Genomic DNA, 15,279 nt, shown 5'->3' on the forward strand with positions numbered 1-15,279 from the left:
CACCCAAGATAATGCTTAGACGGTCATCCCAAAAGGGCAGGGTGTAGTCCAGTTGGGTAAAAATAGCACTGGCCTTGTTGTTTACCGTAAACCGGCTGTCCTCTGCCATTAACACCGAGGTGGTATTAGTGAATAGCGGTGTTTCGGTAATATCGATGGGGCCGTTGAGAATATGGTGCAGGGGGTGGTGTTCCTTGCCGTTTTCTTCGAAGTAATACAGGCCGGCGATGTATTCCAGTCGGCCACCAAAGGCGCTGCCCTGCCATTGTAGCTCGTGCGAGATCTGGTCTTGGTCGAGCGGTTGGGGCGTAGTGGGGAGAAACAAGCTGCCGTCTTTTGATGTGTAGGCGCTGTAGTCGATACGGTATTCGTCGGAGCTACTGCCCGCCGACAGTACGCCGTTGGTGCGATCGCGCATCTCGCGGTAGCCGGCAATGTATTTAATCAGTTGAGTTTCACCCAGGTTCCAGCCCAGGGTCAGGCTGTGACCTTCAATGATATTGGTGGAATAATCCAGCGGTACGGCGCTGTAGAGCGAATCTGCACGCACGTCTTTACCGGGATAGTCGTAAAATTGTTTGGCTTCTTGGCCGAGGCGGTTCTGGAAGATCTCGATTGGCGTACCGCTGCCGTTATCGTCGTGGGGCTCGGCGATGGCTTGCAGGGAATAGCCGATGACGCGGACTTTAGACTTGTCGTAGCCGTAGTCCAGGCGCAAATTGTCGTGGACATCCCAGCTGAAATCGAGACGCACCCCTTCAGACTCCCGGTCGCCGAAGTCGCCGCCTTCACCGGTGTTTTCAATAAAGCCGTCTTGGCGCGAGGTGAGGTAGGCCAGTTTGACCGCGGCGTCGCTGCCAATGGGCAGGTTCAAGTTGAATTTTGCCGCGCGTTGTCCCCAGTTGCCCGCAGTGAGTTTTTGCTTGTAGCTGAGCGCGCTGGGGTCGGGGCGGGCAGTGATCAGATTAATCGTGCCGCCAGTGGAGTTGCGACCATAGAGGGTGCCCTGAGGGCCACGCAATACCTCGATACGCTGGAGTTCGGCGATATCAAAGGCCATACCGGTAGACCGGGCAATATAGACGCCGTCGAGATAGACCCCAATGGGGGAGTCCTGAGTGATTTGCAAGGGGTCGATGGAGCCGGTGCCGCGGATGAAGAGACGTACGGTCTGATTGCTGACCGGGTGAAAGTCGACGGTCAGGTTGGGCACTTTGGCCTTGAGGTCAAATAGATTGGTAATCCCTTCCTTCTCGAGGTCCTCGGCGGTGAGGGCGGCAATGGATATCGGGGCATCCTGCAGCGACTCCGCTTTGCGTTGGGCGGTAACAATGACTTCTTCTAGTCCGAAGCCCTGTTGTTGATCCTGTTGCTCTGCGATGGCCAGGCCGCTGAGGCTGGCGGCAATGCCCGCCAGGATGGTTTTTTGAAAACCGTGCATGGGTGATAAGACCTCGTTCAATAATCTGCAAGAAACAGCGTCCATAATTTGAGGTTTTGCTCAAATATGAAACTTATTCATTAGTTTTCTACCCTAAGCCTTTTGCCCTTCTCTTGCAACAAAAAATAAATAGTGGTCAACTATGAATAAATTTCATAAAGGTTGGTGTTATGCGCAAGCTATCCCTATTTGGCATCGGAGCGCTGCTGATATTGAGTATCTACTTGCTGAGGCCCGCGGGCGAGCTGCCTCGTTCTGCCGAGGTGGCCTGCCTGTCCAGTGCCGGACAGTTTCAGCGCTTTGGCGCCCCACCGCCGGCGGTTTACGGCATGGGCTTAATGTATGCCGGTCATATACGTGAAACCGGAAGCCGCATGCTGCCGGGCGAGTTGCCGCCGGTTTTTCGCAAGGCGAAGGCTGCCTTGCAGGCATATGGCGATAGTGATCTTGTTTTGCCTGATGCCGCGGCCGTAGCGGCGGCATTAGAGGCGGTGGAGCCAGGTCTGGGCGCTGAACTGCAGCAAGGCCAGGGCGAGCTTGCGCCGTTAGTAGATTATGAGGTTGAGCTGGGTTTGGTATTGCTGGAAGCGGTTAGCGTTGCGCAGCTGCAGCGCCCCGATTTTGTGCCGAAGCTGGGCTACTTTGTCGCCAATGACTTCACTGCGCGCAGTGTCGCGGTCATGGGGGAGGGGCAAGTCAATCGTTTGGATTACTGGGCGGCGGCAAAAAGCTTCCCCGGCTTTCTGGCAATGAGTGAGCACTATTGGCAGCCCCGACACAGCGACGTCAATTCAGCGCTATGCATTACGCTCAGCACCTGGGTGAACAGTGAACTTCGCCAGCGTGCGCCCACCACCGAGTTACTTTACCGGCCTCGGCAAATCCTGGCCCTGGTGTTACAGCACAATTCATTGAAAAGCCTAGAGGCGGGCACGCTTATCCTCACCGGCACGCCGTCGGGCGTCGCTATTCAAACGCCATTATGGCAAAGCCGCTTGGCCGCTCTGCTGGGTCTCGATCGCTATAGTAAATTGACAGCCTTACAGCGCCGGCGGGGTTTCCTTGCCGCTGGCGATGAGGTTGTCGTTGAGGCTGAGTGGCTGGGAGTGGTGCGCACCCGTGTACGCCCCCCGCAGCTAGCCAGTTCCCTTGTCAGTGATATCACCACGGAGAATTGATATGGGCGTAATCATCCCTGTTAATCAGGAGGTTCGCCGTTGGCAGGGCGTTCACTTGTTTCACTTTGGTCTGAGCAATTGCTCGCAAAGGGTGCGCATGATGCTGGAAGAAAAGGGCATTGCCTGGACTAGCCACTACCTAAACATCCCACGCAATGAGAATTTGAGCGATTGGTATCAGGATATTAACCCCAAGGCGGTGGTGCCCACCCTGGTGCACGATGGCGTGGTGATTGTTGAGTCTAACGATATTTTGTACTACCTCAATGGCGTATTTTCTGGCCCCGACTTGCTGCACCAAAGGGGGATAGATGTGTCAGCAGTTGAGCGTTTATTGGCGGCGGCGGATGATTTTCAGTCGGCGGTGAAAGTGCTGACCCATGAGTTTTTGTTTAAGCCGGCTACGCGCAAAAGCGCGAAAAACTTGCGTTATATGCAGCGGCACTTGCGTAACAAAGAGCTGCTGGCCTTTCATCAGCGTTTTTCGGAAGAGGGCTTCAGTGCTGAGGAATTGCAGCAAGCTATTGCCAAGGCCCACAGTTGCATGGCCGAGTTAGACCGCCAGCTGGCCGACAACGAGTGGCTGGCTGGTGCCGAATTTTCGCTGGTCGATATCAGTTGGATCGTGAACGTGCACCGCTTGGAGTTAATGCGCTTTCCGTTGCGCGACTTTCCTCATGTACAGCGCTGGTTTGCGGCCATGAGAGCCCGGCCGAGTTATAAGCGCGCACTGGTAGCCTTCGAGCCGCTTGCCGTGCGGCTGTTTGTGCGTAGTTTTGGCTACCTGCGCAGTTTGCTGCGGCCAAATTTATATGCCCTGCGAAGCTAGCAGGGCTGTACCGCCGTGTCTTTGCGCTCCTTTGCTGATTCGCACATGTCGCCGACAGCGCATTGTTAACCCGGGGCGGGATAACGCCAACGTAATCGCTGGCTGCTGGCGCCATGGCCCTTTAGTTACTGAGTGCCTATGTCGAGGGTGATTTAATTTTCGCTAGGTTAGTGCGGAACCGGTGGCGACCAATTTGGCCGTGTTAATGGATTGTTCTGCCGGCCTCACTCGCGGGACTCCGCAAAAGTGGCTGTGGCATCAGGCGTACCGGCCGCTTCCGAATAGATACAATGCAAGGCCAGGTCGTAGAGCGACGGTTTAAAGCTTTGGTGCTCTAGGTATTCCGGGTTGTCAGTGGATGCGGACAAACAGCAGCCCTGTATTGAGCGGGTGGCTAAAAACGCTTTGAACTTGCATTGCGCGGCTGAAAACTCGGGGTGGTATTTGGCGATCACGTCGGCGAGCCACTCGCTGGCGGCCACCACCCAGGTCAGGTCGGTGTCCAGCACACAGCGGCTGCCGACGTCAAAGCTGGGCAGGTTTTTGCGAAAGAAATCCTGATCTAATCGCAAAAATCGCAATTGGCGCTGCACTATGGTGTCGATGACGTAGGACAGGGCCTCGACAACGGTGATGTCGTGTTCAAAATCCTGTTGTAAGAGGTCGACCAGGACGTCGATTTCCTCGGCGACCAGTGCTTCAAAGCTGGATTCAATGATTTCTTCTTTGCCCGAAAACCAGCGATAGAGTGACGCGATATTAACGCCCGCGACCTCGGCAATGTAGTTGGTGTTCAGCGCCTCTCGACCCTCTTCTTCGAGAATCTTTCGCGCCGCGGCGACGATGGCATTAACAATGTTAATGGAGCGCGCTTGTTTGGGTTGCTTGCGTTCGCCTTTGCTTTTTGCCATTTAGGTCTGCTCAGTAAAACGAAGTAACTGTTCTGTGGTTTTTGAAAAAATTAATGAAAACAAACGGTTATTTGGTTTTTGCGCTGCGCTAATGGAAGTTGTTGCGACGATTTCAGTTTGGCAAAGTTAGCCGTCAATCCAGCGACTTTTCGTGGGTAATATTAGTCGAAGAAGGGAATGTCTTGAATACTTTAAACGAGCTAAGTACTGGCCCTATTCAGGGCATGCGCTTCGATGGCGAGGTGGTGGTGGTGACCGGTGCGGGTAACGGCCTGGGTAAAAGCCACGCCCACTATTTTGCCAGTCTTGGCGCGCGCGTTGTCGTCAACGATTTGGGCGTCGATGTTAGCGGTAGTGGCGCTGCGCAAGTGAGCCCGGCCGACCAGGTTGTCAGCGAAATTAAGGCACTGGGTGGGGAAGCCTGCGCGAATTACGACTCGGTGGTCGATGGCAAGCACGTTATCACCCAGGCTATGGACGAGTACGGCCGCATTGATGTGCTGATCAACAATGCGGGTATTCTGCGTGATAAAAGCTTTCACAAGATGACGCTGGACGACTGGCGGCAGGTGCAGGATGTTCACCTGAATGGTGCTTTCGCATTGTGTCACGCCGCCTGGCCGCATATGCGCAGCCAGCAGTATGGGCGCATTATCTTTACCCTGTCGGCGTCAGGTATTTACGGCAATTTCGGCCAGGCGAACTACAGCGCCGCCAAAATGGGCATGCTGGGGCTGATGAATACCCTGGCGATTGAAGGCAAGCCAAAAAACATTCACGCCAATGCCATCGCGCCGATCGTCGATTCCAGGATGTTGCAGCAGTTTCTTCCCGCCGATGTCCTCCAGCAACTGCAACCCGACAAAGTCAGCCCCTTGATAGCGTTGCTCTGCCACCGCGACTGTGAATCGACCGGCGAGTTGTTTGAAGCTGGCGGCGGCTGGTTTGGAAAATTGCGCTGGCAGCGCAGCGACGGCGCTTTTTTTGCGCCATCGCAAACCATTGATGGCAATGCGCTTGCCGAACATCTGCAACAGATTTGCGGATTTGAATCGGCGCACTATCCCGCAGATACCGTTGAAGCCATCGGCTATTTACTGAATAAATTAGCAGGAGAGAATAATGACCAGTCAATCGCTTGATACCAATTATCGCAGCCGCCCCGATTGTAAGAATCTTGACCATATACCGGGGACGAGTGGTCTGCCGTTTATTGGTAACACCCTGGATGTGATTAAGGATTTGGACGGCTTTATTCACCAACTGCACAAAGAGCACGGCTCTGTCGCGCGGGTGAAACTGCTCAATCAGCACGGCCTGATGGTCAGTGGTGCGGAAAATTATCAGCGCATCTTCCTGGATACCAGCAAGAATTTTTCCAATGAAAAGGGCCTTGAGCAGTCTATCGGTCAGTTCTACGGTGGCTGCATCCAGATGACCGATTTCGATGAACACAAATTCCTGCGCAGAATGATGCAAACGGCATTTAAGTCGTCTTCAATGAAGAACTACCAGAAAATGCTCAACCCGGTTGTTGAGAAGCATCTACAAGAGTGGAGTGGCGAGAGTAACGTTGACGTGTTTCCTCGCGTGAAAGCTACGCTGCTGGCGATAGGGGCAAAAGTCTTTATCGGTGAAACCGACCCGCGGGAAGTCGACCGCTTGAACGGTGCTTTTTTGGATATTAACACCGGGCTGATGGGAATGATCAGAAGGAGCATTCCCGGCACCAAATTTCACCGTGGCAAGCGCGGCCAGAAGTATCTTCACGACTACTTTTTGCGGCAGATTCCAGAGCGCCGTCAAAGCGAAAAGCAGGACATGTTTAGTTACATGTGCCGGGAAAAGACCGACGACGATCAGTATTTTGCCAATGACCTGATCATTCCGCAGGCGTCATTCCTGCTGTTTGCCGCCCACGATACCACCACCTCGCTGCTGTGCCATATGATTTACTATACGGCGATGCACCCCGAGTGGCAGCAGGCTTTGCGTGAGGAATGTCAAAGCCTGGACAAGCCGTTTTTGGACTACGATGACCTTGGAAAAATGCCCGTCATGGACATGGTGATCAATGAGTGTTTGCGCCTGCGTCCGTCGGTTAGCCTGACGCCGCGCCGCAGCATTCGCGAGTGTGAACTCGATGGCCACCGGGTGCCAGCGGATACCATGATCTTTACCTCGCCCATCCACAATCACTACGACCCCAAGTATTGGACGGAGCCGACGAAATTTGACCCGGAGCGTTTCTCCAGCGAGCGGGCCGAGCACAAAAATCACAGCTTTGCGTTTTTACCCTTCGGCGGCGGCGCGCATAAGTGCATAGGCATGCATTTTGCCGTGATGCTGAGTAAGTGTTTTATGCATCAGTTGCTCGCTAACCATCAGTACCGCTTGCCGGAGAATCATCAGCACGACTTCGAGTGGGTACCTATGCCCAAGCCGAAAAAACTGCTTATTGCGCGGCAAGTGTAAACAATCGTTCTTTGGGGGCGTCGGCCGATGACGAGCGCGTGATGGCCGCGGCCGCGCCCCGTGGGCTAAATAATAACGACCTGGGCGAGCTAGGTATCTGGGGCGCAGCCAAGTCGCACCGCTGCACAACGCGAATGTCGGCGAGGCGTGCCGCTCTTTGCCACCTGTGCGCCATCTATAAATGGCTGACTAACGCTCAGCATCACGCCTTATTGCGTTGCCGCAAGTCGGGCCGCTGAGCCGGGCTATTCCTAGCAGTGCGATAGGCTCACCGTGGCTTGAACTCTATTAAGCGGCTTCGCCGAGTGACTCAGGGCATTGCACAGGTTTTGTGGCAAGCTAATCAGACACGCAGTGTGATTTTAGGCGGCCGGGCTTGTGTCTGCAGTGCGAGTAGCATGATTGACATTGTGCTTGCCGGGATGCTTTAGTCTTCCGCAGTGTTCGCGAAAACGGTGGCCTCGGGGCTGCCGGGTTTGCCCCAACCACTGGCTATAACAAGGAACGTCGATGCTAAGGATGGTATCTCTTCGAGTGTCTATGGCGGCATTACTGCTCTGCGTCGCCGCGTGTACGACGACACTTGCCCCCCGTTACGATCAAGCGGTTGTCGATGGCCTGAGCGGCAGCAGCGTTCAGCTGATGCAACTGTTCGCGGCGCTTGCCAGCGGCGCTGATAAAACCTCTTTTACTTCCCGACAACGCGGCTACAACCGGCTGATTGGCCGCTTTGATGCCTTGGCGGTGCAGGCTCGTGCGCGGCCGATGCCGACGCGGCGCTCTACACAGCGCGCCAGCGATTACCTGGCGCGCCGCGGTTTAGCGGCGGTAGATGGCGATGAGCCAGCCAGTGCGCTGGCGATGGAAAAGATAGCCCGCACCTTGGCCAAGATGAAGCAGGTGGATGCCAAGCAGGGATTAAGTGCCATTGAAGTGGCGGCGTTTAAGGGGCAGGTGTTGATCTATCTGGATCAGGCCCTGACCTATGAAAGCTTCCTAAAACGTTAAGCACACGGAGCGATGCATGATGGTGGCGATTGATGTGGCGGAGTTGATGGCGCAGATAAAAGCGGCGGCCTCGCAGGTGTTGAGCAAAGATGTGGCAACACTGCGCGGTTTTTCGGAGCGGCAACTCAAGGCGATTGCCCAGCAGGCGGAGTTGCTGGCTAAGGGGATTGTCAGCGGCGGTATTACCGAGGAAACGCGGGATTTCTTTTTGGATAGCCTGGAAGATATGGCTTTGAATTTTGTTAAAACGTTGCGTGGCTTATTAATGGTGACTATAGAAAAGGTTTGGAATGCGGTGGTTGCTGTGCTTTGGCAGGCCTTGGAGAATGCCACTGGCTTAAGGCTTGCAGCGGTGGATTAAGGTGAGACGAAAACGTTAAAAAAATAGCACCAGGGAAGGATATCAATGACCAATAATAAAATCGCCCAGCAGGCTGCCGACGGTGTTGCTGAGCAAGCACTTCCCACCCGGCGAAGTTTCATCAAGACCCTCAGTGGCGCCTTGGTCGCTGTGAATATTATTCCGCTGGCAGCGTCGGTGTCTCGGGCGGCTCAGGCCTTGGCGCCGAATATGGCGGGGAGTTGGGAGCCAGGCAATCAACGCCCCGGCTGGATGGGGCCGCCAGGGGTAGCCAACTATCGCATTGATGGCCTGGCCAAGGTCACCGGGCAAAAGGTGTATGCGCGGGACTATCACGCGCGCAATATGGTCGGTTGGCCGGACAGCGAGCAACCGGTGATGTTGATTCGTGCGACGACGGTCAGCCAGCTGTTCGAGGGCTTAGATCTGTCGCTGTTGCCCGAGCAATACCGTCCGAAGCAAGTGGTTTATGCCGAGCAGTTGTCCACGGCGGTGCGCTTGCGTAATGCGGCGGCCGACAGCACGCCGCCATCCTGCCCCGCGGACGCTTATTCCGCTGATGAAGCTGTGGATTTGCCGCCATCTTTCCGTTGGCCGTTTTTGGTGGCGCGCGGCAGCGGCGCGGATTTTTTTGGTCAGCCAGTGGCGATGCTGGTGTTTAACGACCGGGCGAGTTGGTTGGGTGCTAAGAAAATTATTCAGTTTAATCCGCAGTTTCAACGCTATGGCGATGCTGTGGAACCCCCTGCAGCCTGTGCGGTAGATCCCTTGACCAAGTATGTTCGGGTGGCGGGCAGTGCGGGACGCGATACTTTTTCCTATAGCCAGAATGGCGGCGACGCGAATTACGACGCCGAGTGCGACCGCTATCGGCAGGCGATGGTGCAGACGATAGACAGCCGAGTGCAATCCGGTAGCTGGAAACGCTATGCCGCGGGTTTCTCTATGCGGGCGATGGACCCCATGTTTATGGAGCCAGAAAGCGGTTTGGCGTGGTATGAGGCGGCTGCGGAAACTCTGCACATAGTGGTTGGCACGCAGTCGCCCGACGGCGATGTGGCCACTTTGCTGGATATGTTTGACGGCGCTGATGCGGTGATAAAACCCTCGTCGATAAACCTGTATTCCTGTTATCCCGGCGGTGGTTTTGGCGGGCGCGACAGCTCCATGTTTACGCTCTACTTGGGCATCGCCGCAGCCTTTGCGGGTGGTCTGCCCGTGCGTTTGGCCTACGATCGTTTCGAGCAATTTCAGTGTGGTCTAAAGCGCCACGCCTGTGTGGGCGAGGAGCAGTTGCTGGTGGATCGCTCGGGCATGATTCAGGCGCTGCTCACTGATATGAGTTTTGACAGCGGCGGGCGCCGCAATCTCAGCCCCTATGTGGCGCAGTTGGCCGGTGCCTGCGCCGGGGGCTGCTACAACATTCCGCAGTCGGCGATTTACTCGCAGGCGAATTATTCCACCAATATTTCGGGGGGGTCGCAGCGCGGGTTTGGTGGCCCGCAGGCCTATTTTATTATCGAGTCCCTAATCGATGAAGCGGCGCGGGATTTGGGCCTTGACCCTTTCAGTATTCGCCGGCGCAACGCGCTAAACACCGGCAGTCGCACGGTGGTTGGCGGACCGATTACGCAATCGCTCAAGCTGGCCGAGATACTCGATGGCGCCAGTGGTGATCCGATTTGGCTGAATCGCGATGCCGACCGTGCCAAATGGCAGCAGCAGGGCCTGCAATATGGTGTGGGCTTTGCCATGTCGAATCAGGCCTATGGCACCTCGGGGGATGGGGTGCTGGCGGCGGTGGCGATCGACCAGTACGGCCATTTTACGGTGCGCAGCAACGCGGTGGATATGGGCAATGGCTCGGCGACGACTCTGGCGGTGGTGATTGCCGATGCCCTGGGGGCGAATGCGTCGGCAGTGGAAACCGGCAACGCCACGCTGTGGGGGCAGTTGCAGATGAGCACGGACTCGTCGGGCAGCTGGAAAAACAGCAACTGGACACGCAAGGCGACGGGGTCGTCCAGCGCCTGTTTAACCGGCTTTCATCAGACTCATGTGGTGATGCAGGCGGCCAAGGTGTTGTTTGAAGTCGGTTTATTCCCTGCCGCCCAGTCGCTTTGGGGGCGCGCGGCCGACTCGTTGACAGCGGCGCAAAGCCAATGGCAAAACGGCGAGTTAACGGCTCCCGGCTTGCCGTCGCTGTCACTGGCGCGGTTGGCGGCGCAGATACACGCTTCGGGAGGTGTCTCTGGCGTGCTGGCACACGCCTATTTCCAGCAGGCCTGGGCGCAGGGTCGTTTTGCGGTGAATGGTAACAACTATACTTGGCCGGTGGATGGTCTGGCGCTGAACTACGGCGGCAGCTCCGACTACCGGCCATTGTACCGCAGTGCCGTAGTGCCGCCACCGGCGGAGGCTGCGCGTTTTGTGCGCACAGAATTTTCGCCCTGCGGGAATTTGCTGGGCGTGACCGTGAACCCTAAGACAGGTGAGGTAGTGCTGCGCGCCTCGGCGAGTTTTTTGAATGCCGGTCGAGTGATGACAGAAAGCCTCGTGTCGGGGCAGAGTCAGGGCGGTATTGCCATGGCGACCGGCTGGGCACTGCTGGAAGATATGCCCCCTGGTGCGGCGGGGCCGGCTAGCGGCGACTGGAATTTGAATCGCTACTATGTCGCCAAGAGCAAAGATGTGCCCCTGGATCAGCGGCTTATTACCTTGCCGCCCGATAGCGAGGTGACTGGGCGCGGTATTGCCGAGGCGGTGATGTGCTCGGTGGCGCCAGCCATATCCAATGCGATTTACGATGCCGTGGGCGTGCGTTTTCGGGAGCTGCCGATTACCCCCAGCAAGGTGCGAGAGGTGCTAAATGGCTGATATTGAATTTAGTGTGAACGGCCGGGCGGTCAGTGCGGGAGCGGAACTTGCCGAGCTGCCATTGGTGGATTATTTGCAAGAAGACCTCGGCCTGACGGGGACCAAGTTTTGCTGTGGTATTGGTGTGTGTCGAGCGTGCACGGTGACGGTAAAACGCTATAGCGGTGCGCCATTGGACGTGCTGTTGGCCTGCTCCACACCGCTGTCGCAGTTGCAGGGGGTGTCGGTTTACACGGTGGAGCAGTTGGCCAGTGGCGGCAGCTTGCACCCACTGCAGTCGGCAATGCTAACCGAGTTTGCTTTCCAGTGCGGTTACTGTACACCGGGGTTTTTGATGGCGGCCACGGCACTCTGGGATCGCCTGGCGGCTCAGCCGATACCCGCCGATGAGCTTGATGAGGCGATTCAAATGGCAGTGGGTGAGCATATTTGCCGCTGCACCGGCTATGTGCGTTATCACACCGCGATAAAGCGAGCGATTACTGAGGCTGGGGGACTGCTGCGATGAGTCGTCAATCCTTCCTGCTGCTGTTGCTATTGGTGCTGGTGCTGAGTCTGCTGTGGATGGGGCCGAAGCGACAGCCGGCTTGCAACGGTGGCGAGTTGCCCTGCGAGGCTGACAGCCAAACCCTGGAGGACTACGGCGATATGTGCCGGCAGGCCATTGCCGATGTGCCGAGTTTCAGTTGCCTCGACGGGGCGATTATTCCGATTACGGTGAATGGTAAAGTGCCGGCCGAGTACCGTCCGAATATGGATTGCGATTGGCCGCCGCTGTTGCCACTGGGGGAAGAGGGTCGGCCGGGTGAGCAGGGCCAGTGCATTCCCTTTACACGGGTGTTGAATTTCTCGCAGGGCGAGCGCCAGATTGTCGCGGCATGCCGGCAGAAAATTATCCGCAGCGCCGAGAGTGTCAGCTTTGATGAAATTGATATCATCGCGCACAACGCCCTTGACGGCAGCACCTGTTGGTTTCAGGCAAAGGGAACGAATGATCAGCCTTTAGACGGCTCGAAAGTGCCGTCGCCCACGGCGGCTGTGGCGCCGCCGGGCTATCCCGGGCGCAGCGGGTTTTGGCGGTCGCCGGCTGCGGTGGCCGGCGACAACTGTGGGCTTTGTCATGACAACGACCCCTTTATGTACAGCCCCTATATCGGTCAGTTGTGGAATCGCCTGCCGACTAACCCCCTTGGTTATTATCGACACCTGGGCCAGGACTTTGCCCACTGGCCCACGGAGTCACTCAGCACCGCCAATAATGCCTGTGTGGGCTGCCACCGCATAGGTGTGGCCTTTACCAGTGGCTTGGGCACCAAGCAGGCGGTGGGCATGGCGCAGATTGACAACGCCGATGCCCGGGCGCAGCGCTACCCGCAAAGTCACTGGATGCCGCCGGGCAACTTCCATTCGGCAAGGCAGTGGCAAACGATTTATCGGCAATCGGTTGAAGAACTTATCGCCTGCAATAAGAACCTGCAATTACCCAATTGCATTGTCACGCCGATTCCGAGCTTGCGCTGATGTCGCCAGGGAGGCCGCTTCAGGCGGCCAAGCCGACGGCGGTGGCTTGCATGGCCACGAAGCCGGATAGATTTTCAATACGCGCTATCCAATGGCGAATATTGGGGTAGTCCTCGAGTGAAACACCGCCCTCAGGGGCGTGAGCGATATAGGTGTAATTGGCGAGATCTGCGATGGTCGGCTGAGACGTGGCCAGCCAATTGCGGCCGTCAAGATGTGCTTCTAGCACCTTGAGTAAGGCGTGCGAGGCGGTGATCAAGGCACTGTGGTCGAGTTGTGCGCCAAACAATTAACCAGCCACGCTGCGGCCGGTCCGTTTGCAGGGGCGGCTTATTGCACGCTGGACTTCGGTCTGTTTGCCATCTATCCGCACCGCCGTTATTTGGCGAAGAAGGTGCGTTGCTTTATTGATTTCTTGACGGATCGTTTTGCGGAGCATGCTAGCGGCGTTAGCATTAGCTGTGGTGATGAGCCGAGTAAAACAGGCCACCGGTGGCCGAGAACTGCGGTAGAATTGCCCTACAGTCACTCTCTCTCGGTAGGCCTGTGCACAACGACGAATATTGGATGACACGCGCCCTTGAGCTGGCGCAGCAAGCCCAGCAGCGCAATGAAGTGCCGGTCGGCGCGCTGATTGTGCGTGACGGCCAGTTGTTGGGGGAAGGTTTTAACCAACCGATTTCGAGTCGCGATCCCAGTGCCCATGCGGAAATTGTGGCACTGCGCCAAGCGGCGTTGACCGCCGACAACTACCGGCTGCCTGGTGCGACCTTGTATGTGACCATCGAGCCCTGCGCGATGTGTGCCGGCGCGATTGTCCACAGTCGCATCGCGCGCCTCGTTTATGGCGCGGCCGAGCCCAAGGCCGGGGCAGTATGCAGTCATTTGCAGTTGTTTGAGCAGCCGCAAATGAACCATTTGGTGGTGTGGCAGGGTGGCGTGTTGGCCGAGCAGAGCAGCGCTTTAGTACAGGCCTTTTTCAGCCGCCGTCGCGCCGAGAAAAAGGCGCAACGCGCCGCCGCCAAAGCCGATGAAGGCGGGGTTTAGAACCCCCCTGTGCCTTTAGGGGCTGCGTTCAATACTGCAGCGCAGAGCGTCCATATACAATTGGGCACACAGCGCGCCGGCTTCGGTGTGTTTGCCAAACCATTTCTCTTCGCGGCCATGGCCGCCGATCACCGCGCAGGCATCGGTGCCAGTGCCGGTGGCAATCTTGCCGCTGCGCGGACTGCGAATATCCAGCTCTTGTAATACGGCGGCCTTGGCTTCGCTGAGTAGACCGTGCAGTTCTACCATGCTGGCGACCGGCAGCTTCAGGTCGGTGATCAGTACACTGTTTATGGTGCCAATACTGGGGCCGTGGTCGGCTTGCCAGTCGTAGGGGTCACCGGCGCGGCGGGCGTTGCTCAGGCCACAGCTGACAAATATTGCAACGGCGGCGCCGTGCAAGTTCGCTTCGCGGTGGCGCAGCGAATTCATGGAGGCGGCGGTCATCAGCCCCACGCACTGTTCGGCCAGCTGCTGTTGTTGCGCGGCTTGGTACAAGCTTTGCTCCGGGGTGAGTAACGGTGCGGGGGTGTCGCTGCCAACACGCAGGTTCAGTAGTGAGCGGGCTTGGCACAGCCCGCCGTTGAGTACTGCGGAGCTTAGACAGGGGCGTGGTTGTGGCCACTGTAAGCTGAAATAGTCGGCGGTTTTTCGCCACTGCCAATCGGCCATAGTGAATCTCGGTGAATATTGCTCTGGCCATTGTAAGCCAAGTGCTAGTGCGCGCTCAGCAAAAATAGGCCGAAGTCTCCGCGCCGGTCCCGCCAGTGTTGCGTCAGCTCGAGCCCGGCGCTGGCGGCCATCTGGGCTATGCTCTGGGCGGTGTATTTATGCGAGTTTTCGGTGTGGATAGTTTCATCGGGGCGCAGCTGAAAGGTTTTGCCAGCGATGCGCACACGCTGTTCGCGGCGGGCGACCAGATGCATTTCGACACGTTGCAGCGCCTCGTTAAACACCGCGCGGTGGCCGAAGCCGTGCTCGATATCAAAGTCGGCATCGAGTTCGCGATTAATGCGGCGCAGGATATTTTTATTGAATTCGGCGGTAATGCCCTCGGCGTCGTCGTAGGCGGCCAGCAGGCGTTGTTGGTCTTTGATCAAGTCGGCGCCGAGCAGTACGGCGCCGTTGTCGCCGGCTAACTGGCGCAGTGAGTTGAGTACGGCAATCGCCTCGCCGTTGGCAAAATTGCCGATGGTCGAGCCGGGGAAGAACACTAGGCTGCGCTGCTGGTTGCGGCGTTCGGCGATGTCGGCAAGGCAGCGGCCGGCGGTAAAGTCGCCCGCTACTGCCTGTACATCCAGTTGGGGGAAACGCTGGCGCAGGCGCTTAACCGCCGGTTTGAGGGCGGCCAGGGAGATTTCCAACGGCAGGTATTGGCGAATTTGTGGCGCGGCGGCGAGCAGCAGTTGAACTTTGCTACAGCTGCCGGCGCCGGGTTCGATAATTGCCCGGTAGGGGCTGAGTGCGGCGGCGATCGCCGCGCCGCTGTCGCGTAAGATGGAGAATTCGGTGCGCGTCACATAGTACTCGTCCAGGGCGCAGATCTGTTCAAACAGGGCCGAGCCGCGGGCGTCGTAAAAATATTTGCAAGGCAGGGTTTTTTGCGGCTGCTGCAGGCCGGCGATAACGTC

15 protein-coding genes are annotated in these 15,279 nt (G+C 57.1%); 10 read left to right on the forward strand and 5 right to left on the reverse strand.

Annotated elements, in window-relative coordinates:
* Window positions 1-1,441, reverse strand: a 1,441-nt coding sequence (locus ABYM29_RS11485; RefSeq protein ID WP_372864904.1) for a TonB-dependent receptor, incomplete at its 3' end; no start/stop codon positions are given.
* Between the two features lie 170 nt (window positions 1,442-1,611).
* Here ABYM29_RS11485 and ABYM29_RS11490 point away from each other — a divergent pair.
* Window positions 1,612-2,619 (forward strand): fumarylacetoacetate hydrolase family protein, encoded by a 1,008-nt coding sequence (locus ABYM29_RS11490; RefSeq protein ID WP_372864905.1) that lies wholly within the window; start codon window positions 1,612-1,614, stop codon window positions 2,617-2,619.
* Between the two features lies 1 nt (window position 2,620).
* Window positions 2,621-3,448, forward strand: a complete 828-nt coding sequence (locus ABYM29_RS11495) for a glutathione S-transferase family protein (protein ID WP_372864906.1) — start codon at window positions 2,621-2,623, stop codon at window positions 3,446-3,448.
* 224 nt (window positions 3,449-3,672) lie between these two features.
* On the opposite strand, the gene ABYM29_RS11500 is transcribed toward ABYM29_RS11495, so the two are convergent.
* The gene (locus ABYM29_RS11500; protein ID WP_372864907.1) at window positions 3,673-4,359 is read right to left on the reverse strand and encodes a TetR/AcrR family transcriptional regulator; all 687 of its coding nucleotides are present in this window, start codon (window positions 4,357-4,359) and stop codon (window positions 3,673-3,675) included.
* A gap of 182 nt (window positions 4,360-4,541) precedes the next feature.
* Here ABYM29_RS11500 and ABYM29_RS11505 point away from each other — a divergent pair, with 182 nt between their 5' ends.
* From ABYM29_RS11505 to ABYM29_RS11535, 7 genes are all read left to right on the forward strand, one after another.
* Complete coding sequence (locus ABYM29_RS11505) at window positions 4,542-5,501, forward strand: SDR family oxidoreductase (protein ID WP_372864908.1); 960 nt, start codon at window positions 4,542-4,544, stop codon at window positions 5,499-5,501.
* On the forward strand, window positions 5,482-6,834 hold the full coding sequence (locus tag ABYM29_RS11510; protein ID WP_372864909.1) for a cytochrome P450: 1,353 nt from the start codon (window positions 5,482-5,484) through the stop codon (window positions 6,832-6,834). The genes ABYM29_RS11505 and ABYM29_RS11510 overlap by 20 nt, the downstream gene beginning before the upstream one ends.
* A 510-nt stretch (window positions 6,835-7,344) precedes the next feature.
* Window positions 7,345-7,842 (forward strand): hypothetical protein, encoded by a 498-nt coding sequence (locus ABYM29_RS11515; protein WP_372864910.1) that lies wholly within the window; start codon window positions 7,345-7,347, stop codon window positions 7,840-7,842.
* Window positions 7,843-7,858: 16 nt separating this feature from the next.
* Window positions 7,859-8,203: a hypothetical protein gene (locus tag ABYM29_RS11520; RefSeq protein ID WP_372864911.1), complete on the forward strand. Its 345-nt coding sequence runs from the start codon at window positions 7,859-7,861 to the stop codon at window positions 8,201-8,203.
* Between the two features lie 45 nt (window positions 8,204-8,248).
* Complete coding sequence (locus tag ABYM29_RS11525; RefSeq protein ID WP_372864912.1) at window positions 8,249-11,080, forward strand: xanthine dehydrogenase family protein molybdopterin-binding subunit; 2,832 nt, start codon at window positions 8,249-8,251, stop codon at window positions 11,078-11,080.
* Window positions 11,073-11,588, forward strand: a complete 516-nt coding sequence (locus ABYM29_RS11530) for a (2Fe-2S)-binding protein (RefSeq protein WP_372864913.1) — start codon at window positions 11,073-11,075, stop codon at window positions 11,586-11,588. The genes ABYM29_RS11525 and ABYM29_RS11530 overlap by 8 nt, the downstream gene beginning before the upstream one ends.
* Window positions 11,585-12,601, forward strand: coding sequence for a hypothetical protein (locus ABYM29_RS11535; RefSeq protein ID WP_372864914.1), 1,017 nt, complete (start codon window positions 11,585-11,587; stop codon window positions 12,599-12,601). The genes ABYM29_RS11530 and ABYM29_RS11535 overlap by 4 nt, the downstream gene beginning before the upstream one ends.
* Before the next feature lie 19 nt (window positions 12,602-12,620).
* Here the strand turns inward: ABYM29_RS11535 and ABYM29_RS11540 are convergent, their stop codons facing one another.
* Window positions 12,621-12,890, reverse strand: a complete 270-nt coding sequence (locus ABYM29_RS11540) for a glutathione binding-like protein (protein WP_372864915.1) — start codon at window positions 12,888-12,890, stop codon at window positions 12,621-12,623.
* Window positions 12,891-13,147: 257 nt separating this feature from the next.
* Here ABYM29_RS11540 and tadA point away from each other — a divergent pair, with 257 nt between their 5' ends.
* A complete protein-coding gene (gene tadA / locus ABYM29_RS11545; protein ID WP_372864916.1) occupies window positions 13,148-13,648 on the forward strand; it encodes a tRNA adenosine(34) deaminase TadA in 501 nt (166 codons plus the stop codon).
* Between the two features lie 15 nt (window positions 13,649-13,663).
* Here the strand turns inward: tadA and ABYM29_RS11550 are convergent, their stop codons facing one another.
* Window positions 13,664-14,320, reverse strand: coding sequence for an adenosylcobinamide amidohydrolase (locus ABYM29_RS11550; RefSeq protein WP_372864917.1), 657 nt, complete (start codon window positions 14,318-14,320; stop codon window positions 13,664-13,666).
* 44 nt (window positions 14,321-14,364) lie between these two features.
* Window positions 14,365-15,279 (reverse strand): L-histidine N(alpha)-methyltransferase (egtD, locus tag ABYM29_RS11555; RefSeq protein ID WP_372864918.1); only part of this gene is annotated, 915 nt, incomplete at its 5' end.

This window comes from Spongiibacter sp. (assembly GCF_041602295.1).
Lineage (GTDB): Bacteria > Pseudomonadota > Gammaproteobacteria > Pseudomonadales > Spongiibacteraceae > Spongiibacter.

Coding starts and splice junctions, on each gene's coding strand:
- ABYM29_RS11490 (WP_372864905.1), top strand. CDS start 1,612: ATGCGCAAGCTATCCCTATTTGGCATCGGAGCGCTGCTGATATTGAGT.
- ABYM29_RS11495 (WP_372864906.1), top strand. CDS start 2,621: ATGGGCGTAATCATCCCTGTTAATCAGGAGGTTCGCCGTTGGCAGGGC.
- ABYM29_RS11500 (WP_372864907.1), bottom strand. CDS start 4,359: ATGGCAAAAAGCAAAGGCGAACGCAAGCAACCCAAACAAGCGCGCTCC.
- ABYM29_RS11510 (WP_372864909.1), top strand. CDS start 5,482: ATGACCAGTCAATCGCTTGATACCAATTATCGCAGCCGCCCCGATTGT.
- ABYM29_RS11515 (WP_372864910.1), top strand. CDS start 7,345: ATGCTAAGGATGGTATCTCTTCGAGTGTCTATGGCGGCATTACTGCTC.
- ABYM29_RS11520 (WP_372864911.1), top strand. CDS start 7,859: ATGATGGTGGCGATTGATGTGGCGGAGTTGATGGCGCAGATAAAAGCG.
- ABYM29_RS11525 (WP_372864912.1), top strand. CDS start 8,249: ATGACCAATAATAAAATCGCCCAGCAGGCTGCCGACGGTGTTGCTGAG.
- ABYM29_RS11530 (WP_372864913.1), top strand. CDS start 11,073: ATGGCTGATATTGAATTTAGTGTGAACGGCCGGGCGGTCAGTGCGGGA.
- ABYM29_RS11535 (WP_372864914.1), top strand. CDS start 11,585: ATGAGTCGTCAATCCTTCCTGCTGCTGTTGCTATTGGTGCTGGTGCTG.
- ABYM29_RS11550 (WP_372864917.1), bottom strand. CDS start 14,320: ATGGCCGATTGGCAGTGGCGAAAAACCGCCGACTATTTCAGCTTACAG.